19 protein-coding genes and 1 tRNA gene are annotated in these 22,339 nt (G+C 41.1%); 8 read left to right on the top strand and 12 right to left on the bottom strand.

The annotated features are described in order from the left end of the window. Positions 1 to 192: 192 nt before the first annotated feature. The 4 genes from prmC to ACE1AT_RS28235 form a co-directional block, all read right to left on the bottom strand. On the bottom strand, positions 193 to 1,107 hold the full coding sequence (prmC, locus tag ACE1AT_RS28250; protein WP_374874469.1) for a peptide chain release factor N(5)-glutamine methyltransferase: 915 nt from the start codon (positions 1,105 to 1,107) through the stop codon (positions 193 to 195). Between the two features lie 126 nt (positions 1,108 to 1,233). Continuing rightward, entirely contained in the window at positions 1,234 to 2,061 is an 828-nt protein-coding gene (locus tag ACE1AT_RS28245) for a Tic22 family protein (RefSeq protein WP_374874468.1), read from the bottom strand. 990 nt (positions 2,062 to 3,051) lie between these two features. Then, positions 3,052 to 3,125 (bottom strand) — tRNA-Pro (locus ACE1AT_RS28240). 204 nt (positions 3,126 to 3,329) lie between these two features. Continuing rightward, positions 3,330 to 3,875 (bottom strand): GNAT family N-acetyltransferase, encoded by a 546-nt coding sequence (locus tag ACE1AT_RS28235; protein WP_374874467.1) that lies wholly within the window; start codon positions 3,873 to 3,875, stop codon positions 3,330 to 3,332. A gap of 387 nt (positions 3,876 to 4,262) precedes the next feature. Here ACE1AT_RS28235 and ACE1AT_RS28230 point away from each other — a divergent pair, with 387 nt between their 5' ends. Continuing rightward, positions 4,263 to 4,982 carry a hypothetical protein gene (locus tag ACE1AT_RS28230; protein WP_374874466.1) on the top strand — a complete coding sequence of 240 codons (720 nt, stop codon included), beginning with the start codon at positions 4,263 to 4,265 and terminating at the stop codon, positions 4,980 to 4,982. A 265-nt stretch (positions 4,983 to 5,247) separates the two neighbouring features. After that, positions 5,248 to 6,180: an alpha/beta fold hydrolase gene (locus ACE1AT_RS28225; protein WP_374874465.1), complete on the top strand. Its 933-nt coding sequence runs from the start codon at positions 5,248 to 5,250 to the stop codon at positions 6,178 to 6,180. Positions 6,181 to 6,299: 119 nt separating this feature from the next. On the opposite strand, the gene tsaD is transcribed toward ACE1AT_RS28225, so the two are convergent. Next, on the bottom strand, positions 6,300 to 7,343 hold the full coding sequence (tsaD, locus tag ACE1AT_RS28220; RefSeq protein ID WP_374874464.1) for a tRNA (adenosine(37)-N6)-threonylcarbamoyltransferase complex transferase subunit TsaD: 1,044 nt from the start codon (positions 7,341 to 7,343) through the stop codon (positions 6,300 to 6,302). Between the two features lie 543 nt (positions 7,344 to 7,886). On the opposite strand from tsaD, the gene ACE1AT_RS28215 reads away from it, so the two are divergent. The 3 genes from ACE1AT_RS28215 (at position 7,887) to ACE1AT_RS28205 (ending at position 9,596) form a co-directional block, all read left to right on the top strand. Further along, positions 7,887 to 8,384 (top strand): photosystem I reaction center subunit III, encoded by a 498-nt coding sequence (locus ACE1AT_RS28215; RefSeq protein ID WP_026720328.1) that lies wholly within the window; start codon positions 7,887 to 7,889, stop codon positions 8,382 to 8,384. Positions 8,385 to 8,421: 37 nt separating this feature from the next. Continuing rightward, a complete protein-coding gene (gene psaJ, locus ACE1AT_RS28210; RefSeq protein ID WP_009459082.1) occupies positions 8,422 to 8,559 on the top strand; it encodes a photosystem I reaction center subunit IX in 138 nt (45 codons plus the stop codon). Between the two features lie 518 nt (positions 8,560 to 9,077). Continuing rightward, a complete protein-coding gene (locus ACE1AT_RS28205) occupies positions 9,078 to 9,596 on the top strand; it encodes a photosystem I reaction center subunit XI (protein WP_374874463.1) in 519 nt (172 codons plus the stop codon). 198 nt (positions 9,597 to 9,794) lie between these two features. Here ACE1AT_RS28205 and gmk read toward each other — a convergent pair whose 3' ends face one another. Both gmk and remA read right to left on the bottom strand, forming a co-directional pair. Further along, positions 9,795 to 10,394 carry a guanylate kinase gene (gene gmk, locus ACE1AT_RS28200; protein ID WP_374874462.1) on the bottom strand — a complete coding sequence of 200 codons (600 nt, stop codon included), beginning with the start codon at positions 10,392 to 10,394 and terminating at the stop codon, positions 9,795 to 9,797. 417 nt (positions 10,395 to 10,811) lie between these two features. Next, positions 10,812 to 11,078: an extracellular matrix/biofilm regulator RemA gene (gene remA / locus ACE1AT_RS28195; RefSeq protein WP_009459091.1), complete on the bottom strand. Its 267-nt coding sequence runs from the start codon at positions 11,076 to 11,078 to the stop codon at positions 10,812 to 10,814. 800 nt (positions 11,079 to 11,878) lie between these two features. Here remA and ACE1AT_RS28190 point away from each other — a divergent pair. Next, entirely contained in the window at positions 11,879 to 13,159 is a 1,281-nt protein-coding gene (locus tag ACE1AT_RS28190) for a serine hydrolase (protein WP_374874460.1), read from the top strand. A 79-nt stretch (positions 13,160 to 13,238) separates the two neighbouring features. Here ACE1AT_RS28190 and mraY read toward each other — a convergent pair whose 3' ends face one another. Together mraY and ACE1AT_RS28180 are read right to left on the bottom strand one after the other, a co-directional pair. Further along, positions 13,239 to 14,339: a phospho-N-acetylmuramoyl-pentapeptide-transferase gene (gene mraY, locus ACE1AT_RS28185; RefSeq protein WP_374874458.1), complete on the bottom strand. Its 1,101-nt coding sequence runs from the start codon at positions 14,337 to 14,339 to the stop codon at positions 13,239 to 13,241. 94 nt (positions 14,340 to 14,433) lie between these two features. Then, on the bottom strand, positions 14,434 to 14,676 hold the full coding sequence (locus tag ACE1AT_RS28180) for a DUF3134 domain-containing protein (protein ID WP_374874456.1): 243 nt from the start codon (positions 14,674 to 14,676) through the stop codon (positions 14,434 to 14,436). 368 nt (positions 14,677 to 15,044) lie between these two features. Between ACE1AT_RS28180 and ACE1AT_RS28175 the strand changes: the two genes are divergently transcribed. After that, positions 15,045 to 15,629, top strand: coding sequence for a PAP/fibrillin family protein (locus ACE1AT_RS28175; RefSeq protein ID WP_374874454.1), 585 nt, complete (start codon positions 15,045 to 15,047; stop codon positions 15,627 to 15,629). Between the two features lie 231 nt (positions 15,630 to 15,860). On the opposite strand, the gene clpB is transcribed toward ACE1AT_RS28175, so the two are convergent. From clpB to gloA, 3 genes are all read right to left on the bottom strand, one after another. Then, entirely contained in the window at positions 15,861 to 18,533 is a 2,673-nt protein-coding gene (clpB, locus tag ACE1AT_RS28170; RefSeq protein ID WP_374874452.1) for an ATP-dependent chaperone ClpB, read from the bottom strand. A gap of 519 nt (positions 18,534 to 19,052) precedes the next feature. Next, positions 19,053 to 20,774, bottom strand: a complete 1,722-nt coding sequence (locus ACE1AT_RS28165; protein WP_374874450.1) for an iron uptake porin — start codon at positions 20,772 to 20,774, stop codon at positions 19,053 to 19,055. Between the two features lie 29 nt (positions 20,775 to 20,803). Beyond that, on the bottom strand, positions 20,804 to 21,235 hold the full coding sequence (gene gloA, locus ACE1AT_RS28160) for a lactoylglutathione lyase (RefSeq protein ID WP_374874527.1): 432 nt from the start codon (positions 21,233 to 21,235) through the stop codon (positions 20,804 to 20,806). A 263-nt stretch (positions 21,236 to 21,498) separates the two neighbouring features. Between gloA and ACE1AT_RS28155 the strand changes: the two genes are divergently transcribed. Then, positions 21,499 to 22,339: PstS family phosphate ABC transporter substrate-binding protein (locus ACE1AT_RS28155; protein WP_374874448.1), on the top strand; the 841-nt coding region annotated here is incomplete at its 3' end.

The following is a 22,339-nucleotide window of genomic DNA, read 5'->3' as shown; positions in this document are numbered from 1 at the left end:
CGAAGAAGGGAACAGGGAACAGGGAACGGGGAACAGTTTCCTGTTAAGAGTTCCCCATCGGGTCTAAAACCCCATCTTCTATAAGTTGCTTGTTTGGGTTGCGGTTAAATCTCCATCCCAAACTACCCCGTTCCCTGTTCCTTTTTATGGATGATAAATTATGAATTATAAAATTAATTTCTCTTTAATCATTCATAATTTATAAGCAAGGGCAAAACGTTCGATACCAGCTAAATCAGTATAAATTTCAATATTGCAGTAGCTACCTTGATTTTGTAGCATCTCCCGTACTGCATCCGCTTGTCCAGCCATCATCTCGACAAGCCACACCGCACCTGATTTTAAATAACTAGGGGAAGTCTCGATTAAATAGCGGATACAATCTAGACCATCGTCACCACCATCAAGTGCTAAATGTGGCTCATGGTTGACAACTTCTGGTTGCAGGGTTGATACGGTACTGGTGGGGATATAGGGCGGGTTTGACACCATTCCACTGAATTGTCCTTTTATAGACTCCAGTGGTTCCCACCAATAGCCTTGATAAAAGTTGATGCGATCGCTCAGTTTAGCATTCTGGGCATTAATTTGAGCGATCGCAATTGCTGCTGCTGAGTAGTCAACCGCGTGAATTGTCGCTTCCTGCAAAGCATCTGCGAGTCCAATGGCGATCGCTCCACTACCGGTTCCTAAATCTACCCAGTGTCCTTGTTGGAGGCTCAGATTTTCCTGACTCTTGGCTACTGCTGCGACAGCAATATCAATTAAGCATTCAGTTTCTGGTCGAGGAATTAAAACCGCAGGAGAAACTGTAATTTGAAACTGTCGCCAAGGTGTAACTCCTGCAATGTATTGTACTGGGAAGCGTTCTTTTAATCGTTTTTGCCACAAAATCTCTAGTTCTTCTAAGGGTAGCTGTAACTGGATATGCGATCGCTCTTTAAACGACTCCAAACGTAGCGCCAAACGATCTAAGCCAGCTATTTCTTGTAATAACCAGTCTACTTCAACCGGTGATACATCAGCATTAATCGAGGCTGCGATCGCTGCTTGACGCCATTCCCAAAGCTGAAAACCAGAAATTTCTTTTGTTTGTTGCTCTGTCATGATGAACAAAAAAGGGTACAGGGAAAGGTCGTTCCTCCCCGTTTCCCCTTCGCCCCTAATCCCCACTCCCCCCAAGGGAGTGGGGACCCCTACTTTCTCCATTCCCCGTTCCCCGTTCCCTTTTACTTATTTTTTCGGTTGAGTGGGTGTTGTAGCAGCAGGATTGGGCTTGATAGCTGGTGTAGCAGCTGTGTTAGGTGCATTAGTCCTTGGCTGCTTGCTGATATATTCTAAGCTCTCAGAAGACGGTACTAGAGTAACTTGCTTCAACCACTCATCATTTTTTTGCTGTAACGTTTGGATGACGCCTTCAATATCCACTACCTGAATTTCAGCTTTGGGAATATCTTTCTTAATCTGGTCTAATAGACCTTGGGCGTCCTTTTGACTGAGAAACAGAGGCACAATTTCTTGATTGTTAGAACGCCGTTTAACTGCAACGTATCCTTTATCTGGCGATTGGACAATAAACACAGGTACGATTAACTGTTTGACTTGTTGACCTTTTTGACGTAGCAGTGTTTCTGCTGCTTGACGATCTTGTTGTCCAGGTTGCAGGGCAAATAAGACATGGTCTGGTTTATTTTTATCTTCTTGCAGCTTTTTATAAATCACCCCCATTGGTACTGGTTTAACTTGCAGAGTTTTTACCATGTCCACAATCTTCGGGTCTTTTTGTTTCCGCAGTTGTTCTAAAAAAGCCTGTGCTTCCTGTCCATTCATAAAGACATCTGCCACCGTAGTACTTTTTTGTCCATTTTGGGCAGCAGGGAGAGTGCGAGTTAGGGGTACACCTTGAGGGTTAGTAAGAAGAAAAACAGGTACTTCATTCAGTTTTTCTGCTATTTGTTGTTCTGGTAATGCTAGTACTGGGGTATTTCCGCTAAAAACTGTTGCCAGCAGAGTACTCCCCACTAAACCTAATGTTGTACCCCAGCGAACCAATGATTTCATGACTTCTCCTAGCATCAATATTTTTAATTAAATCAAACGAATAGTTATATTCGCACAGAACCAACTAGTTTCAGTTATGGTATCTGTTTTGCTAGTGGATTGTGCAGTTGTTTGTTTGTCAATTTTGCCTAAAGATTGACAAACAGCAAAGTAACGTAGATAGATGCCTGCTATATGTTGCTTTCAAAAGACGAAAACTTTTCCGCTCGTGAAGGCGACAAATGCCATTTTATTGCCTTTACTATGCCATAGTTGACGCCACATGCTAGTTATTCGTTCCATCTACCACATAAAATGATTGCCTTAATTTACACATATCCTCAAATAAATTCAATTTGTTGTTTCTACCTCAAAACCAAGCTAGTAGCAAAATTACAAAGTTTTCTTTTTCCGAGAAAATAAGCAAATAAAGTGCAAATATAATTACTAAAAATTTTTTAAACTCTCTCAGATTAAAATATAGTCAATTTTTGTTTATTTATGAGAAAAACCAAACGCTCTATGTTTCTATGTCTAGGGCTGGAGGAATAATATTTAACCAACCAAAGTTGGAGGTGATAGATGATAGATGAGGTTAGAGATTGCGATCGCAATCTCTACTTGGTATAACTATCAACATAGCTCAATAATAACTATAAGTCTGTTTAGATTTCTCTTCTTTATCCTTAATATAGGATTCCTATTTGATTTTTGTTGGCGTAGTCTGCGCTCTGCGCTCTGCGCTAAAAAAACAGTACAGTTGATGTTAAGCTTTCCCTGTTCCCATTTCAAGAAGTTAAAAGATTGCTTAGTAGGCTTTAGTCTGACTTTAGCTATGAGCCACTAATTTATTTTCGGGCAGGATGTTGGGCAAAACCACAAACAATAATGCATCAAGAAAAACACCACGTCTCTTGGCGTTTAAAAATTCTATAATTTTACACAAACCCATTTCACAAAAGACCCAATAGCAATTAATTGCTTTAGGAGTAAATAACTAATACTTTTGAATCGGGATGACAGGATTTGAACCTGCGGCATCCTGCTCCCAAAGCAGGCGCGCTACCAAGCTGCGCTACATCCCGTTGATTACTTCTAGTAGTTTATCACATTTAAGAGCATTGAAGTAAAACATAGACTAAATCGTAGATATTTATTCTACAGCTTTGCACTATGTACATTTACGTTTGTCCAAACAATGAATGAATATATAAGAAACTTGCCCATATGTCAAGCGACATACTCTTGGCGCTGCCGCAAGTAGACAGCGCAAGCTTCTCACTGACCAATTACTGAGGATACCAGAACATACCTTTAATACCTTCTGGGTCGGACATAAAACCCAAAGTTCGATAAAAGTCTACGACATGGGGGTCAGCAAACAGAGTTACATTGCTTATTTCTTCACTCCTCAGTTTTTTGAGTACGTATTTCATCAGTGCTTTACCCAGTCCTTTACTTTGAAATTCTGGGTGAACTACCACATCCCAAATTGTGGCATTAAAAGCATGATCTGAGGTAGCACGGGCAAAACCAATGAGCCGCCTTTTATTACCTCGCACTTGCCACATGGAAGCAACGAGAAAACTATGCTCAATAGCTTTTTTGACTTTTCTTAAAGGACGACGCGACCAACCAACCGCATCACATAGTTCTTCCAGTTCATATAAATCAATATCTCGTTCTGTACTAAAAACAATGCGAGCCTCCTGGGTAGAAGCATCTCTGACACCACTGGAATTACCAACAGTGTCCACTGTATACTCTTCAAAGGGAGTAGTTTTACTTGTTGCGATCGGTTCAGAAGCACTAAACCAAGTTTTCCAAAAACCCATGCCAGCGTGGTTCGGGTAGTATAACTGAATTGGTTTCTAATGAAAGAGTGTTTCCTAACGCTTAACTGAGATTTATCTCTAAGTATCTCTCACATCCAAGATTTTTGGCGTTGTCGAGATTTCCAATGACAGTTCTCAGTAATTGTTTACTTCACATCAATCATTTTCAACTTTAGCATTTTGTGGTAGGGCTAGGAGAAATTAAGCCAAAGGACAACTAGTTTGAAAATAGGGTGTGGGGGTGTAAGGGTGTAGGGGTGTAAGAAGAGTCATAATTTTTATTTACCTGGTGTACGCAGTTCATGATGACTACTTAAAACTAAATAATACACAAAATATAATTAACGCTTTAGATTTGATCACAGCAAGCAAGGCTTACTTCCAACAATGGCTTCTGGTTTAAAATCTTCGACACTGGAACTCCTAAAGCGCTTTAATCGCGCATTTCCTCAGTTTTATGAACAATTTGTTAGCAGTGAGATTCAACTGCAAAATTTGCGGTTAGCCTACCGCCTCTATAAAAGCAGACGCGCAGTTATTGAACTGAAGCCAGAAGGTAGCAAAAGTGCCTTGCATTTCGCTTACCGTAACCAATCGTTTCTGTTGAGCGATATATTTGGTGTACTAGCGGCTTATGGGCTAACGATTCATGGTTTAAGTTTATACGGTCAGATTAAATCGCCGATGCTAGTATTTATCAAACTACTGGTTTCGCGTGGTAGTAAAGCTCTGAGCGAGAAAACATCAGAAAATGTTTGTCGCGCTATTCGAGAGGCTTTAGCAGGGCGATTTGAAGTTGAAGAAATGCTGGCAGTAGAATTTAATCTTGATGTTGGTTTAGAGCAGGTACAAACTGAATTTTATGTTGATCCAGTCTTTCATCTTCCGGCTTTAGTAATAGAGGCTGATAACCAACCGGGATTATTTTATAAAGCGATGTATGCTATTTGGCAAGAAGACCTTTTGATAGTTAATGCCAACTTGCTAGTATGGCGTGGACGTACGCGCTTGATTCTCTACTTGTTAGGGCCTAATGAAAGTCTTATTCCAGAATACTTGGGTCACAAAATTGCTGAAGGCGTACGACAGAGATTGTTGGGCAAGTGATAAACGTCATTGAGTCATTGGTCATTGGTCATTTGTCTTAGTTTTTTGAGTTTTGACTCTTGACCGAGACTTCTTTAATGATATATGGCAAGCAGATTATCTGTGGAGTCAATCCAAAATCTATAGACGCACGAAGTGCGCCTACCTTTGGTAGGCGCGTTAGCGACTTGGTGCAAGTAGCCACTCCGTGTCTACTTGACAGAGTAATCCAAAATCTAAAATCGAATGATTAAGTCGTACTCACTCTTCGGAGTACGATAGAAGTATGGCTACCATCGAAATCTTGGGCGTTCCACACGCATACGAACTTACAGTTCCCACGTCCTATCCTCATACTTTGGTATTTATTCACGGTTGGCTCAATAGTCGTGGCTATTGGCAACCTGTGATTTCTCGCTTGTCAGATGATTTTCAGTGTCTATCTTACGACTTGAGGGGTTTTGGCGAATCCCAGTCTAAGAAATATACCGATTTTATTCATCAGGGAGTTTCTTTTGAGGTGGGTTCTATTCACCGCAGTGACTTTGTGAATCCATTCGAGTCCCTTTATACGCCAGCAGCCTATGCACAGGATTTAACAGTTCTGTTGGAACAGCTAAATATTACCAGTGCCTGGCTTGTTGGTCATTCCTTGGGGGGTACGATCGCTCTCTGGGGAACTGCTCAGAAGCCTGATCGCATTCGAGGAGTGATCTGTATCAACTCTGGTGGTGGGATTTATCTCAAAGAAGCCTTTGAGCAGTTTCGTTTAGCAGGTCAACGATTTTTACAAATTCGTCCTCGATGGCTTAGTCAAGTACCTTTAATTGATTTGCTATTTACTAGAGCTAGTGTGGTACGTCCCTTAGAACGCTACTGGGCCCGTCAACGGATCATTGATTTCATTAGCGCTGATCCAGAAGCAGCTTTAGGAGCATTGTTAGATTCCACAACAGAGGATGAAATTAACCGTTTACCTCAGCTAGTATCCCAACTAAAACAGCCAATTTATTTCCTTGCGGGTGCTCAAGATAAAGTAATGGAACCCAAGTATGTCCATCATTTAGCAAGTTTTCATCCGTTGTTTCAATACAGTGGTAACAATGTGATTGAAATTCCCAATTGTGGGCATCTAGCTATGTTAGAGCAACCAGACGCGGTCGCTGACCATATCCGCTCAATTGTTTTTCAACACTCGGAAATAGGAGTGAGGGACTAGGGATCAGGGATCGGGGATCGGGGAGCAGGGATTGGTGTTTATTTTCCCCCTTGTCCCCCTTCCCAATTTTGACCAATTTTGAATTGATTACGTCCTCCTTGTTCCCGATCCCCGATCCCCTACCCCCGATACAACTCCATTACCTGTGTTAATCCGAGGCGAGACTGAACACCAAGAGTTAAAGGTGAGATGTGACCCCGGCTTAAATGATCAGAGGCGGCACAACCGATCATAGCGGCGTTGTCGGTGCAATATTTGAGGGGAGGAAATAAAACCCTGAGATTGTGTTCTGCGGCTGCGGCTTGTAAGCGTTGTCTTAAACCACTGTTAGCTGCGACACCACCACCGACGGCAATTGTATTTAGACCGTAGTCGATCGCACAAGTTATTGCTCTTTTCGTAAGCGATCGCGCGACGGTATCTTGAAAACTGGCTGCAACATCTGCCACAGGTATTGGTTGTTCTTGTTTCTCAAACTGCTGTACTAGCCGCAGCACTGCTGTTTTTAAGCCACTAAAACTCGCATCATAGGGATGATACCCACCATTTGTTAAAGAAATTCTGCCTTCTGGCAGGCTAAAGGCTTGGGAATTTCCTTGTTGTGCTAACTTATCTATGACTGGACCACCAGGATATCCCAGTTTTAAAAGGCGGGCGACTTTATCAAAGGCTTCACCAGCAGCATCATCACGGGTTTCGCCCAGAGTTTCGTACACGCCACAATCTTTGACGTAGATCAAGCTTGTGTGTCCACCGGAAACTAGCAAGCTTAAAAAAGGAGGCTCTAGGCTTGGTTCGCTGAGGTAAGTAGCGTAAATGTGACCTTCCAAATGATGGACGCCCAAAAATGGTTTGTCATGTACCATCGCTAGGGTTTTGGCAGCAGTTAACCCCACCAGCAGCGCTCCTACTAGCCCAGGCGCACAAGTGGCGGCGATCCCATCTATCCCTTGCCAATCGAGCTGGGCTTGTTCTAGAGCTTGAGCGATCGCCACATTAATGATTTCTAAATGCTGTCTGGAAGCCACTTCCGGCACTACACCACCATATTGACTGTGGACAGGAATTTGAGACGTAACAATATTACTTATTACTTGACGATTGTTAACAATTGCTACAGCAGTTTCATCACAGCTGGTTTCTATCGCTAAAATGCTTGCCATCACTGGGTTATGCCTAATAAAGACTAGTTTGAGAAACTTTAACTTTTATTGACTTCAACTTTACTCGGTTCACAGGCAAGAGTATGATTGCCATAGACTCAAAACCCATCAAAATAATAGGAAAAATCGGAAATTTTGTCAGATTAATACCTGTCAAAATCCCTGTTTATCCTTTTTTGATTGTGGATTTAAACTCCACAATTTCACAAAAGACCAGATAAGAAATATTAAATTTCTCCTGGTCATTAAAAGTGAACATGCTTCTACATACCAAAGTAGCCACACAATCCTTTAGGGTTAAGGTGGAAAAGACTGATTGAGTCAGTCAAAACCCTTTGGGGTAGAACATATATTGTGTAGTGTAGCTCCAGCCGCACGTCATAATATGAGTACCCTTAGGGAAGGCTAACGCCAACAAAATCCTGGTTTTTCAGATCCAGGAGAGTTCAAAATGATGTAATAGTTGTGCAAATCAAAATTGTACAAGCCGCTTCGTTTTGTACAATATTAAGATTTTGTTTCGTCATGAAAGGAAACAATTCCATGCGACGCTTGTTTGCTTTGATTTTAGCGATTTGTCTTTGGTTTAACTTTGCTCCCGCCGCGAATGCGTTGGGAGCCGACCTCGTACCTTGTAGTGAATCTTCTGCCTTTGCCCAGCGCGCCCAAGTTGCTCGTAACACTACTGCTGACCCCGAATCTGGTCAAAAGCGATTCGAGCGCTATTCTCAAGCGCTGTGTGGACCTGAAGGTTTACCTCACTTGATTGTTGATGGTCGTTTAGATCGCGCTGGTGACTTCTTGATTCCCAGCATTCTCTTTTTGTATATTGCTGGTTGGATTGGCTGGGTTGGTCGTGCTTACTTGCAAACAATCAAAAAGCAAGGAGGCGACGTCGAACAGAAGGAAATTCAAATCGACGTTCCTTTGGCACTACCGATCATGCTATCCGGCTTTGCTTGGCCAGCAGCAGCAATTAAAGAATTGCTTTCTGGTGAATTAACAGCCAAGGATGAAGAAATCCCCATTTCACCACGCTAGCATTGCTTGATTCATTCACCGTTTTGGAGATTAATTCATGGATAATCAAAGCCCTTTCTTTAAGTTTCTTAGCACAGCACCCGTAATCACTACGATCTGGCTGTTCATTACAGCAGGTATTTTGATTGAATTTAACCGCTTTTTCCCTGACCTACTTTTCCACCCGTTGCCATAAGAACTAACGGGTTTTAATTTTTGAAGGGTTTGGTTAGTAGGAGTGGAGCATTTGTATATGTATATTTATCGTCAAAGCGAAAAATTTATTGTACAAATGCTTCGCCCATATAGAGAATATTTTCAATAACTGAATAAATAAATAACTATTGATTTTTATTTAGTAACGACTAATATAAATACTAAAAATGATTATCCAAAAATTTATTAATCTCGGAAAAAATGTGATTTTTATTATTTTCAGAAATAAATCATACCCTTTCATCTGTTAATTTAAAAATCTCTGTTAAATTCTCTATATTTTACTTTACTAGAAGCCGCTGATGCATCTAATGCGTCATTTGTGGTTAATTAACATAAATATTTAAAATAAATTTATAAGTTGAAAAATTATGTATGCTTGGATAGGAAGAGAGTAAATTAATTTTTCTAAACTTTAGTTTTCAAAAATAACACCCAAAGACAATTATTATTAATATAAAATATTGCCACCTTACTGTTGAGAGGCGAAATTAAAATATGGCGCAAGCAGTAGATGCATCCAAAAATCTTCCTAGCGATCCTAGAAATCGGGAAGTAGTTTTTCCAGCAATGCGTGATCCACAAATTGGTAATCTGGAAACACCAATTAATTCTTCTGCCTTAACTAAGTGGTTCATTAACAACTTACCTGCATACCGTCCAGGTATCACTCCCTTTAGAAGAGGGCTAGAAGTTGGTATGGCCCATGGTTACTGGATTTTTGGCCCCTTTGCCAAATTAGGTCCCCTGCGGGACGCTTCAAATGCCGATTTAGTTGGTTTGTTATCAACTATAGGCTTGATTGCGCTTTTGTCTGTTGGCTTATCTTTGTATGCTAATAGCAATCCTCCTGAACCAGTTGCGAGCGTAACTGCACCTCACCCTTCTGAAGCTTTCCACACTAAAGAAGGCTGGAGTAATTTTGGTAGCGCTTTCTTGATTGGTGGTATTGGTGGTGCTGTTACAGCCTACTTCTTGACTGTCAATGTTGGATTGATTCAAGGTTTGTTTGGTTAATATAGATGTTTGTTAGTGGTTAGTGGTTAGTAGTTAGGGGCTGCTGAAAATTTAACAATAAACAGTCAGCAATTAGCAATCACCAACCTATTTACTAACTACTAACTACTAACAAAGTATAAAGGACACGAACAAAAAGCTTATTGGCTTTTGGTTTGTGTCCTTTATGGTTTTTGTGTAAGGAAAAGGAATTGGACTTTATTTAAACAAAGTTGCTTCAATAGAATTGAGAGTTGTTTCAAAATCGTCATTTACGATTTGAATATCAAATTCATCAGCAGCATTGATTTCATCTTGGGCGCGGCGTAGACGACGGGCGATCGCTTCTTCAGAATCTTGTCCGCGAGTACGTATCCGTTTCTCTAACTCGCTAAATGAAGGTGGCAAAATAAAAATACTGAGTGCTTGGGGAAAGGAACGGCGAATTTGTCTAGCTCCTTTTAACTCTATTTCCAGTAAAACCAATTTGCCAGAATAAATTTGGTTGAGGACTGGTTCACGGGGAGTACCATAGTAGTTGCCTGCAAATTCTGCCCACTCTAAGAATTCACCATCTGCCACCAATTGTTCAAATTTACTACGGCTAATAAAGTAATAATCTTTGCCGTCAATTTCTCCTGGACGAGGAGAGCGAGTAGTTGCAGAAACAGAATAATAAAGCTCTGGATGACGCCCCAGAAGCGATCGCATTAAAGTGCCTTTACCAACACCACTAGGCCCGGTTAAGACAATTAACTTGCCAGAAGATTGACAATCCTTGGTAGTAGCACCACTATGGATGGATAAAACTTGCATCATCCGCTCAACCTGTGAATCAATTAATAGACATTATTCATGAGTCGTCAGCCGTTGTGGGTTGCTAGGCCAACTATTTAATTTGAATTTTAGATTCTCAAGCCACTGTGTTACGCGGCGTGCTGCTCTTGTTGCACCATGGGGTTTCTCCCATTGTCGCACTTGGCATTTTGCTGTAACACCTGGCGTGATTTTGGATTATACAGTTTTTGAGTCATGCCTCGCCCGCAAGTGGGGCGAAACAAATCGTCAATTAACTTTTTCTAATCCTCAAATTTTTCCTTTGTTAGGAATCTAACTAAAATCAAAAATCAATCTGACTAACATATTTTGTAGTCTGAGTGACAGAAAATTTGTCTATTTCACATGTTACTGCTGCTATGGCGCAAATAGGAGTAGGAATTTCCACCAACCCCTGATTTAGTTATCCACCGCCTGATGCTCACGGGAAACAACGAAACGATTCGCTACTGTTTCCGGTTGAATCGCCGAAAGGATAACATGGCTGGAATCAGTAATAATTACAGCCCTGGTACGCCGACCGTAGGTTGCATCAATAAGTTGACCTCTATCACGTGCATCCGTAATGATCCGTTTAATAGGGGCAGACTCTGGACTGACAATGGCAACTACTCGGTTGGCCGACACAATATTGCCAAAACCGATGTTGATTAACTGAATGTCCATAAAAAAAACTTACACCAAATGTGGTGTGAGAAGCTTAATTAGATTATTTCCCATGTTATCCCCAAAAAATAGCAGTTACAACGCTTAATTTCACGCCAGCCAGTGTTTTTGAAGAAGAAATGCTTTTTGAGCAATTTTTCATATCAATTAACTAAATATCTGCCTAAAGATATAGGCGAAATCATAAATATCAAGCTAATTGCTTGATGTGTTGCTTGAGAGTAAAAGCTAGGTGTTAAGAGCGCTACGCCAAATTAAAAATTCAAAATCCAAAAAGCCCTGACTATGGTTTTTTTAGTTGATTTCAGATAGTATCTTTATTCTCGTAGTGCTGCACTTCATAACTAGATATGAGAATAGAAAAAAATTATCTTTTTGATACAAGAATATCATAAATGTAGTTACTAACAACAATTAATAAAACCAGAATTTTAAGGTGTTTTTTCATAAAATTCTAGCTTTGAAATTCAACAGAAAAACTTATTTTCCTTAGCCTGTATATATTTTCGTCTCCTAACTCTATCTGAGAGGAGGATAGCAGGTTATTAAAATTTGTAATCAATATGAATAAACTATTTTCATTTTATGTGATTTAGTGTCAATAGCAAGGAATTGTGAATTGTTTTATACTGCATGTTTTTGGTAATATAATTACGCTTGTTGTTGTAACTATAAAGTTGCAAACTATATCTATACACAAGCCAAAAATAAATATGCACAAATCGCCCCAATACAAGGTTTCATCTCAGCAAATCTCGGCTCTTAGCTTCATTGCCAGATTTAATACTCCAACCGTGAGAATGACTATCCCATTTGTGCTAGCAGGTGCTTTGATGATTAAGTACGTAACTACACAGTCTGCAAGAACATCTGCTGCACAACCATTAAATTCACTTAACAGTGATGCTTCAGGCTCTATTTTGATTGCTGCCAAATCATCTACTCAACAATTATTCCAAACAGGTACAAATGTACCAAACTCAATTTTACTTCCTGCCAGATCATCTACTCAAAAAACATTAAAATTACGTACTCTTCCCCCGCCACGTCCTAATTGGGCGATCGCCAAAGGAATGCCAATTCCTTCACGTCTTCCAGGCAAAGAAAATACACAAGTTGCCTATAATCTCGACACACCACCAGATTTTAAACATAGCCAAGAATTGCAAAAAATTGTTAATCAAGTTGTTAGCCTTGCTGCTGCTAAAGGTCTGCCTAAAAAGCCTTTATCAATTACATTAATTGATGCCAAAACAGGTGAGACAGCAGGATACCAGCAAGATACAGCCAGATATCCTGCTAGTGTCGTGAAGACGTTTTGGATGACAGTTTTATATTCCCAGATAGAAAGTGGAGTTTGGAAAAACGAAAAAGACTTTACTCCTTATATTGCCAAGATGATTAAGGAGTCTGATAATGAAGCTGCTAGCTATATTGTTGATCAAATTACAACTACGCGTTCTCAACCGAGACTCAAAAGTGAAAAATTTAAGAATTGGAAAGATAAACGTGAGCAAGTAAATAGATTTTTCCGCGACGCTGGCTATAAGCGGATTAATGTGAGTCAAAAAACTTTTCCACTTTATTACCTCAATCTTCCAGAACCTAGAGGTAGTGAATCGCAAATATTAGCAAAGCCTAGTTGGAATCCGAATCGGGTTACAAGCAGACAAGCAGCCAGATTAATGTACGAAATTTGTTACCTGAAAACGGCTGTTTCTCAAGAAGCGAGTCAAAAAATGTGTGGGTGGCTAGAAAGAGATTTAAATCCGAAAGCTTGGCAAGATCCAGATTTATATGCTTTTAATCCTGTAAGAGGTTTTTTAGGTCAGTCTTTATCTAAGACTAATGTTAGTTTTCATTCTAAGGCTGGTTGGACTTCTCGCTCCCGCGCAGAAATGGCAATGGTTTCCACAGGAGACGAGAAAACAACTTATGTTTTAACTGTGTTTGGTCACAGTCCCGCATACTCAAATAGTGTAGATATCTTTCCCCAAATTTCTCGTCTTGTTTACAAACGCATGACTGCTCGCGATGCTAAACCAGAATTGAAACCGATCGCTCTTTCCAATTCCAATTAATTATTTATATTTTGATTTCAAACAAATAACCTCCTCTGTATGAGGAGGTTATTTATTGTGATTATATGTGTCTCAAATCTCAGAACTTGCCCAGCGCCAAACAAATAACAGCCAAAATTGCACTGATAATGTAGAAGACACCCACTACTTGTAGTTCTGACCAACCTGAAAGTTCGAGGTGATGGTGTAGGGGAGCCATTTTAAACAAACGTTTACCTTTACCATCAGGGCCTTTAGTCGCTTTATAGTAGCTGACTTGCGCCATTACAGACAGAGTTTCTACAAAAAAGATGCCACTGAGAATAAATAGTGCTAATAGACTGTTAGTCAGCAGTCCCACAGCTGCTAAGGCTCCTCCCAAGGCGAGAGAACCAGTATCTCCCATGAAAACACGAGCTGGGTTGCGGTTGTGTCCCAAAAAGCCTAAGCAACCACCGCTTAAAGCAGCGCAAAAAATCATCAGTTCCGGTGAAGTGGAACCAACCAGCGCTCCCAAAGCTAGTAATGCGATCGCAACTGTTCCGGCGGCTAATCCATCAATACCATCTGTTAAGTTGGTAGCATTACTTTCTGCTACTAATACAAAACCCGCTAGAGGCCAGAATAGCAAGCCTAAAGGTAAGGACAAGCCAAAGGGTAAAGCTAAATTTGTGATATTAGAAGGTTGATTAAAAAACAGCCATATACAAAACAGAACCGCAAAGCCAATCTGTAGAGCAAGCTTCATGCGAGGAGAAATACCTTTGTTGGACTTGCGGCGCAAAATTTGCCAGTCGTCGAGCCAGCCAATTAATCCGTAACCTAGCGTTAATGCCGAAACTGCTAGTACTTTTGTATCAAAGTTTGATAATATACAAGCACCTATCACCCCGACAGGAACAAAAAATACACCACCCATTGTTGGTGTACCTGCCTTTTTCAAGTGAGCTTGAGGGCCGTCTTCGCGAATGATTTGCCCTGTTTTGAGTGCTTGCAGCATTGGCACGACAAAAAAGCCCACGGCTGCTGAAATTACAGCGCATAATAGAAATGGCAAGGTGAGGGAAGTGCTAGTCCATGGCAATCTATTTGCCATGCCATCCAAAATTAGCGTTGCGACACTTAACCCTACACCTAAAACTGAAACTAAACCTATGCCAGAAATGTTCAACCTCTGGTCAGGAGATAATTTAGCGTCCACGGATATTTCCCCTCACTCCACACTTGTACGACAGATGAACAATAGGGACTCGTTAAGTTGTTGACTGTTTAATCTTTAGTAATCTTTAAAGTGACTACTCTTCGTCTGGAACTACATCATCATCGTCATCAAAGTCATAATCGGCTATACCATCATCACCACCCAAAAATTCCGAAATTTCTTCTTCGTTATCTTCTCCAAACTCTTGCTCTTGGGTATCACGTGCTATCAGGCGGCCATTATTCTGCAACCAATCCAAGATGGAGGATTCTTGCTTTAATGGTATTACAGCAGCACGTTGAGTACGAGGTTCTTCGCGTAATGGGGAATTTAGCATATCAGACTTCAGATACAAGGAGCGCTATTATAGCTTGACATTAAGAGTCTATCACTTGATACGAAAGATTTTAGTTGATCATTCAACCAGTTACTTTCAAAATCCGACAAATTTTTTGTTTTTACTATCAATAAAGTAAATAGTGATAGTTACTTTGTGGTTAGGCATCTTACAAAAGTAGTAATTGCTGTAAGTATTTTTGGGTAGAGGTTAAGGAGTAAGGGGAAAGGAAAAATCAATTCCTTTAATCTTTTGCCTTTCTCTTTTCCTGACTTCTGCAAAAACTTTATTGGTAGGGCGCAATACACAAAGACATCAACATTCTTGTTGTTCTTGATTGAGACTAATACTGTTTTAGGTGAGAGGCGATGTTCACAAAAGCGACTTTATTGGAAGCTATTGCTGGTAAAAATCGTGGTCTTTTAGCAAGCGATCAAGATAGGCAAGCTATTTTGATGGCGATCGCCAATCTCGAAGACCTTAATCCCACACCACGCCCGGTGGAAGCTGGCGATTTACTTGATGGTAATTGGCGACTTATTTATACCACCAGCAAGGCTCTTTTGAATCTTGATCGCTTCCCTTTGTATAAACTTGGACAAATTTATCAATGTATTCGTGTTAAAAGTAACAGCATTTACAACATTGCCGAAATTTATGGTTTACCTTTTCTTGAAGGTATAGTCAGCGTAGCTGCTAAGTTTGAACCAGTTTCAGGTCGCCGTGTCCAAGTTAAATTTGAGCGTTCAATAGTAGGCTTCCAACGTTTAATAGACTACAAGTCTCCAGACAAATATATCCAACAAATAGAAGGCGGTCAAAAATTTACTGCTATTGATTTTTCTCTCAACAGCAACGAACAACAAGGCTGGTTGGATATCACTTACTTAGATAACGAACTACGAATTGGCAGGGGTAACGAGGGTAGTGTATTTGTTTTGACCAAAGCATAGGTTTACAAAAAATTTTTGTTTGCGACTGAAGGATATTCCATGATTTGGTCTTTGTCAAGGAGGGTGTCACACCTTTTTGGGCATCGGGCATCGGGCATCGGGCATTGAGAAGAGACTTGTTAAATAATTCTCCCTTGTCCCCAATCCCCGATTCCTGTTCCCTGTTCCCTGTTCCCTGTTCCCTGTTCCCTGTTCCCTGTTCCCTGTTCCCTGTTCCCTGTTCCCTGTGAATTATGCTTCGCGGGATGCTTCCAGTATGTAAGAATTAGAACTTTCTGGTACTGGTATTTGCACTACCTTTTTTTTACTAAAGGTTAACTCGTGATCTGCTTTATCAATGACAATCGTGTCCCCACCAATAAAGGTATTCTCTAAAATTTTGGTAGCGATCGCATTCTCCACTTCTCTTTGAATTGCCCGTTTAATCGGACGTGCGCCGTAAACTGGGTCGTATCCCACTTCCACGAGGTAATCACAGGCCGGAGGAGATATTTCTAAAGAGATTTTTTGCTCTCTTAAGAGGTTTTCTACCCGTTTGAGTTGAATTAGCACGATTTGGCGCATTTCGCTGCGATTGAGAGCATGGAAAATAATTAAATCATCAACACGGTTGAGAAATTCGGGGCGGAAGTGCGATCGCAAAGCATCCATTACCCGGTTTCGCATTTTCTCATACTGGGAATCATCACTAGAAACATCCAAGATGTGTTCGCTACCAATATTACTAGTCATGACAATGACAGTATTGCGAAAATCAACGGTTCGCCCTTGGCTATCCGTGATTCTACCGTCATCAAGCACTTGTAGCAAAATATTAAACACATCTGGATGAGCTTTCTCAACTTCATCCAGCAGTACCACCGAATAGGGACGACGACGAATCGCTTCCGACAGTTGACCGCCTTCCTCGTAGCCGACGTATCCTGGAGGCGCACCGACTAACCGAGAAACCGAGTGTTTCTCCATATACTCAGACATATCTAACCGCACCAGCGCGTCATCGGAATCAAATAGAAACTGAGCTAAAGCACGAGCGAGTTCTGTTTTCCCAACTCCTGTAGGTCCCATGAATAAAAATGAACCAATGGGGCGACCAGGATCTTTCATCCCTGCACGGGCGCGACGAATAGCGGCGGCGACGGTTGAGACAGCTTCCTGTTGTCCGATGACTCTTTCGTGCAGATGGTGTTCGAGTTTCAGTAATTTCTGTCTTTCTGACTCCAACAAATTATTGACGGGAATTCCTGTCCATTTGGCAACGATTTCAGCAATATCGGCTTCGGTGACTTGTTCCCGCAACAGGGTTTTACCTTGACTTTGAATTTTCAGGAGTTCGGTTTCTTTCGCTTCGCGATCGCGTTGTACTCCTTCCAATTTGCCATACTTTAATTGAGCAGCTTTATTTAAATCGTAAGCCCGTTCTGCTTGTTCTATTTGTACCCGCAGCTTTTCTTCTTCTTGCTTCAAGGCGCTAATCGCCTCTAATAATTGCTTTTCACCTTGCCATTGTCCGTTCAAATCCTGCTGTTTGGCGGTTAAATTGCTGATTTCTAGCTCAATTCGCTCTAAACGCTCTTTGGTTTGTGGTATAGCTTTTTCTTCTCCCGCCAAGGACAGCTTTTCCATTTCTAGCTGCATCAAGCGACGATCAATTGCTTCCAACTCTGCTGGTTTAGAGGTAATCTCCATTTTCAGTTGGGCGGCGGCTTCGTCTACTAAATCAATGGCTTTGTCTGGCAAAAACCGGTCATTAATGTACCTAGCTGACAGTGTAGCAGCTGCCACCAAGGCTGAGTCTGATATTTTGACGTTGTGATGGACTTCGTAACGTTCTTTGAGTCCGCGTAGGATAGAAATGGTATTTTCCACGCTGGGCTGATCGACAAATACTTGTTGAAAACGCCGTTCCAAGGCTGCGTCTTTCTCAATGTATTTACGATACTCATCCAAAGTAGTAGCACCAATACACCGTAGTTCTCCTCGTGCCAACATCGGTTTGAGTAAATTACCAGCGTCCATTGAGCCTTGTTGCCCGGAACCCGCACCCACAACGGTGTGTAGCTCATCAATGAATAAGACAATTTGACCGTTTGATTCAGTAACTTCCCGGAGAACTGATTTGAGGCGGTCTTCAAATTCACCTCGGTATTTGGCTCCAGCAATCAAACTACCCATATCTAGGGCGATAAGTTGGCGATTTTTCAAAGATTCGGGGACATCACCATTGATAATGCGTTGTGCTAAAGCTTCTGCGATCGCAGTTTTACCAACTCCTGGTTCACCAATCAAAACAGGGTTATTCTTACTACGCCGAGACAATACCTGAATCACCCGCCGAATTTCGTCATCTCGCCCAATTACCGGGTCGAGTTTTCCAGCTTTTGCCTGTTCTGTCAAGTCTCTACCGAATTTTTGCAACGCTTCATAGCGAGATTCTGGATTTTGGTCTGTCACTTTTTGGCTACCACAAACTATTTTAATAGCAGCTTCCAGCTTAGTAGTATCTAGATTAAAGGTTTTGAATATCCGTCGCCCCACACGTTCATCTTCCGCAAAACCCAGCAGCATATGTTGTACGGATATGTAAGAATCCTTCATCCGCACTCTTGCTTCTTCGGCTAAATCTAACAGAGTATCCAAAGAGCGTCCCAAGTAAAGCTGATCGCTTCTGCCAACTTTGGGCTGACGCCGGATATAATCCTCTAGTTGCTGTAGCAAACGGTTAGCATCTACACCAGCACGGTTTAGAATTCGTGCTGCTAACCCATTTTCTTGTTGTAATAGAGCAATAATTAAATGTTCTACATCTAATTGCTGTTGTTGATAAGCACGTACTATATCCTGAGATTTGACAATCCCTTCCCAAGCTTTATCTGTAAATTTATCTGGATCTGTAGGCTGCATCTTTACAATTTTGGATTTTAGATTTTAGATTTTAGATTTTTTATCCAATATGGTTCAATACGGTTCAGTTAAGAAGAAATGTAGGTTGGGTTGAGTGCAAGCGAAACCCAACAAAGCCTTGATAATGTTGGGTTACTCTGCGATCAGCCGCGCAGGGCGCGTCTACGTTCCTCAAACGCCAGGTGCTACAATTCTTGGGACAAGCGCAACGCACTGGCTCCCCAACCTACGCTAGTTTTAGTTTTTAGCCTTAACTGAACCGTATTGCAATATGGTTGCTGTTAAGGATAATTGTAGGTTGGGTTGAGCGCGAGCGTTACCCAACAAAATCTTGAGCAATCAGGGATCAGGAATCGGGGATTGGGCATGAATCAGTTAACAGTTAACAGTTAACAGTTAACAGTTAACAGTTAACAGTTTAATTTGATCACTGATAACTGATAATTGATAACTGAGAAGTTGTCCCCGATCCCCGATCCCCGATCCCCGATCCCCGATCCCCGATCCCCGATCCCCGATTCAAAACGAGAATACACTTCTAAGGGTGGTTTGCCAAATAGTACCGTTAGAACTATCGTTATCGGCGTTTGTTACTAGTGAAAATGTTGGGGTGATACTGAGATTGTCACTAAGTTGGAGATTGTAGAAGGCTTCATAATTTGTCTGAGTCGCATTTCCTAAATCTTCGCTGACAAAAGGTTGACCGACCGCGACCCCCGCAACAGTACCGGGAAGCAAGAGGTTACGGAAACCCACACCTATAGCCCATGTCACCGGATGTAAATCTAAATCCTCATCAATGGCGGTATTATATCCATTGTAATTACCAAATCCGAAGCGTCCAAAAATGCCTGCATTCCGGTTGAGGTTATACTCGGCATTCACACCAAAGGCGTTAATATCGGTGTTATTGATCAGGGCTTTTGTATATTGCAGTCTCAAGGCTAGCTTGTCGCTGGGTGAGTATTCAACTTCCACACTGGCTTGATAGCGATCGCCAAACAAACCCCCTTCTGTGCTGGTAGAATTTGGTTGGTCAGCATCGGCAGCAATGTAAAGCGATCGCACTGTAAATTCACCATCACCAGGGTTCCACTGCACAGCAGCACCAGCACCCCCATTGCGGTCAATTTGATTTTGGACAATCAGAGGATTATTTAAAAAGAAGCTAGAACTAAAATCAACTGCTTCGTTATTGGCATATTTATTATGATCAATAAAATCTCGTGGTGACATTTTTGCCCCGACTGTCACCGCTACATCTTGGGAAGGGCGAAAAGTGTAGTGTAAGCGTCTCAACTTGAGATCAGAGTCTACTTCTACATAATCCAGTCCACCACCATTGGCAATTAAACCAGTGGTTCCTAGCAAGTTATCATCGTCTTGTTGTGCCAAAGCAATCGCATCACCACCATTGTTACCAGCTTCTAGTTGAGTCACAAGTACATCTTGTTGATTGAAGCTAGTAGACAGGGTTAAACGCGTACGAGAAATTACAGTTTTATTAGCATCAGTACCATCACTTAAAGCAATAATCGCTTCACCATGTAGTTTCGTAGTCGTAGAAAATTGATGTGCTTGTAATTCGCTGTTGCGTGCTTCTAAACCATCAACACGTTGATTCAAATCATCCAAAGCCGAACGAAATTCTTTTTCTAATCGCCGTAAGACAACCATGTCTTCTCGGATAAAGCGATCGCTTTTAATCTCAGCAATAGTATCAGATACCTTATCTAAGGTAGCTGTTAGAGCTACAGCAAACTCATAACGGCTTATAGGTCGATTACCACGAAAGGTGCCATCTGTGTAACCAGAGATGACACCATATTTTTCTATCAGTGATTTTAATGCTTGATAAGCCCAGTCTGTAGGTTTGACATCAGACAATTCTGAGACAGAGGTTTGCTGTGTTAGCAAATCAGAATTGACGTCCAGACTACCAAACGATTCATTTTGTACTGACGAATTAGAGTTGGCGATCGCCGAAAACTCTGTTTGCCAAGCACTAGTATCAGTATCTGGAGGTAATACTTCCACTTTTTTATTTGTGGGTGTATTCACCTCTGGGATAGCCGCTTGTAGACTTGAGTCAGGGTTTTGAGTTTCTAGTGGCTGTTGAAGTACCAGAGAATCCGCCTTTGAGGGTAAGCACGTATGGGTAAAAATGCCCCAACCGACTAAACCCCCTGCTAAGATTTTTGGCGAATGAATCCTCCATGGTCGGCATTGCTTGACGCTCAATTCTATACTCCTGCAATTCTGTCTCAGAATTACTGAGTTACAAGTTTTTGTTCTTCCTGTTTGCCAGTAGAACCTTGAGTACCCAGTTGAATAAGTTCTACTTTATACCCATCTGGGTCTTCTACAAAAGCAATAACCGTAGAACCATGTTTCATTGGCCCTGGTTCTCTTACTACCTTCCCACCACGTTTTTTAATTTCTTCACACGTAGCATAAATATCATCGACTCCGATAGCTATGTGACCGTAAGCATTACCTAAATCATACTTATCCACGCCCCAGTTATAAGTTAATTCAATAACTGTGTGGTCACTTTCCTCACCATAACCAATAAAAGCCAGAGTAAATTCTCCGCCGGGATAATCTTTTTGCCGCAGCAATTTCATTCCCAAAATTTCACAGTAGAACTTCAACGATTCTTCCAAATTGCCAACGCGCAGCATTGTGTGTAGGAGTCGCATAACTATCTCCGGTTGTGGTAATTGGTCGTGATTGTTCCTTAGATATTTTGACATACTCCCCCGAATTCGGGGAATTTTACGCTCAAACAGCAATTGCAGTTTCCTACAAGACAAGGACAAGCAAAGCACAAGCTGTATTGACGACAAATTTCTCGGTACTCGACAATTTTCTTCTAATTTCTGAATAATTCACAAAATCTTAAGCTATATCGATTCACATTAAAGTGAGAATTTGCTTTAACAGCGATAATTAAAAATTTTTTATGTCTCGAAAAAATGAAACCACTGTTTTGTTGTTGACTCTAGTAATTACGCTAGGGCTGGTAGGTGGTGTCTTTTTATGGTTAGCTAATAATTCCGGAATTAAATTCTTCAAGGCTAAAAATAATTTATCTGAACCGATTAAACAGCCCACTGCTGAGACTTTTGCAGAATTAGCAAGTGTCCCTTCTGGATTGTTTCACTATGGTGGTAGCACCACTTGGGCGCCCATTCGTAAAAATCTTGATACAGAAATCCAAACTGTGTTTCCGCAATTTCAACTACGCTATACTGATCCAACTATAGGCGCTCCAGGTTCGGAAACTGGGATAAAGATGCTTTTAGATAACCAGTTAGCTTTTTCTCAATCATCACGTCCAATTAAAGACGAAGAATACCAAAAAGCACAACAGCGAGGTTTTAAATTAAAAGAAATTCCAGTCGCAATTGATGGTATTGCGATCGCAGTTCATCCTAATCTTAATGTCCCTGGTTTAACTGTTAACCAACTCAAAGATATATATATTGGCAAAATCACCAATTGGCAACAAGTAGGTGGACCAAATTTAGAGATTACGCCTTACTCCCGCCGTTTGCAAGAAGGAGGTACGGTCGAATTTTTTGATGAAAACGTCTTAGAAGGAAAAAAATTTGGTGCGAACGTTCAATTTATCCCAACTACCACAGAGGCTTTAAAAGAAATAGCAAAAAATCCGGGTGGTATGTATTACGCTTCGGCGCCAGAAGTAGTCGGACAATGTAGTGTTAAACCTTTATCACTAGGAAAAACAGCAGATAAATTTATTCCACCCTACAAAGAACCATTTATTTCTCTGCAACAAT

It is taken from the genome of Pelatocladus sp. BLCC-F211, from assembly GCF_041928655.1.
In the GTDB taxonomy this organism is placed as follows: domain Bacteria; phylum Cyanobacteriota; class Cyanobacteriia; order Cyanobacteriales; family Nostocaceae; genus Pelatocladus.
The sequence above is the reverse complement of the archived record's forward strand: the minus strand, read 5'-3'. Positions and strand labels throughout refer to the sequence as shown.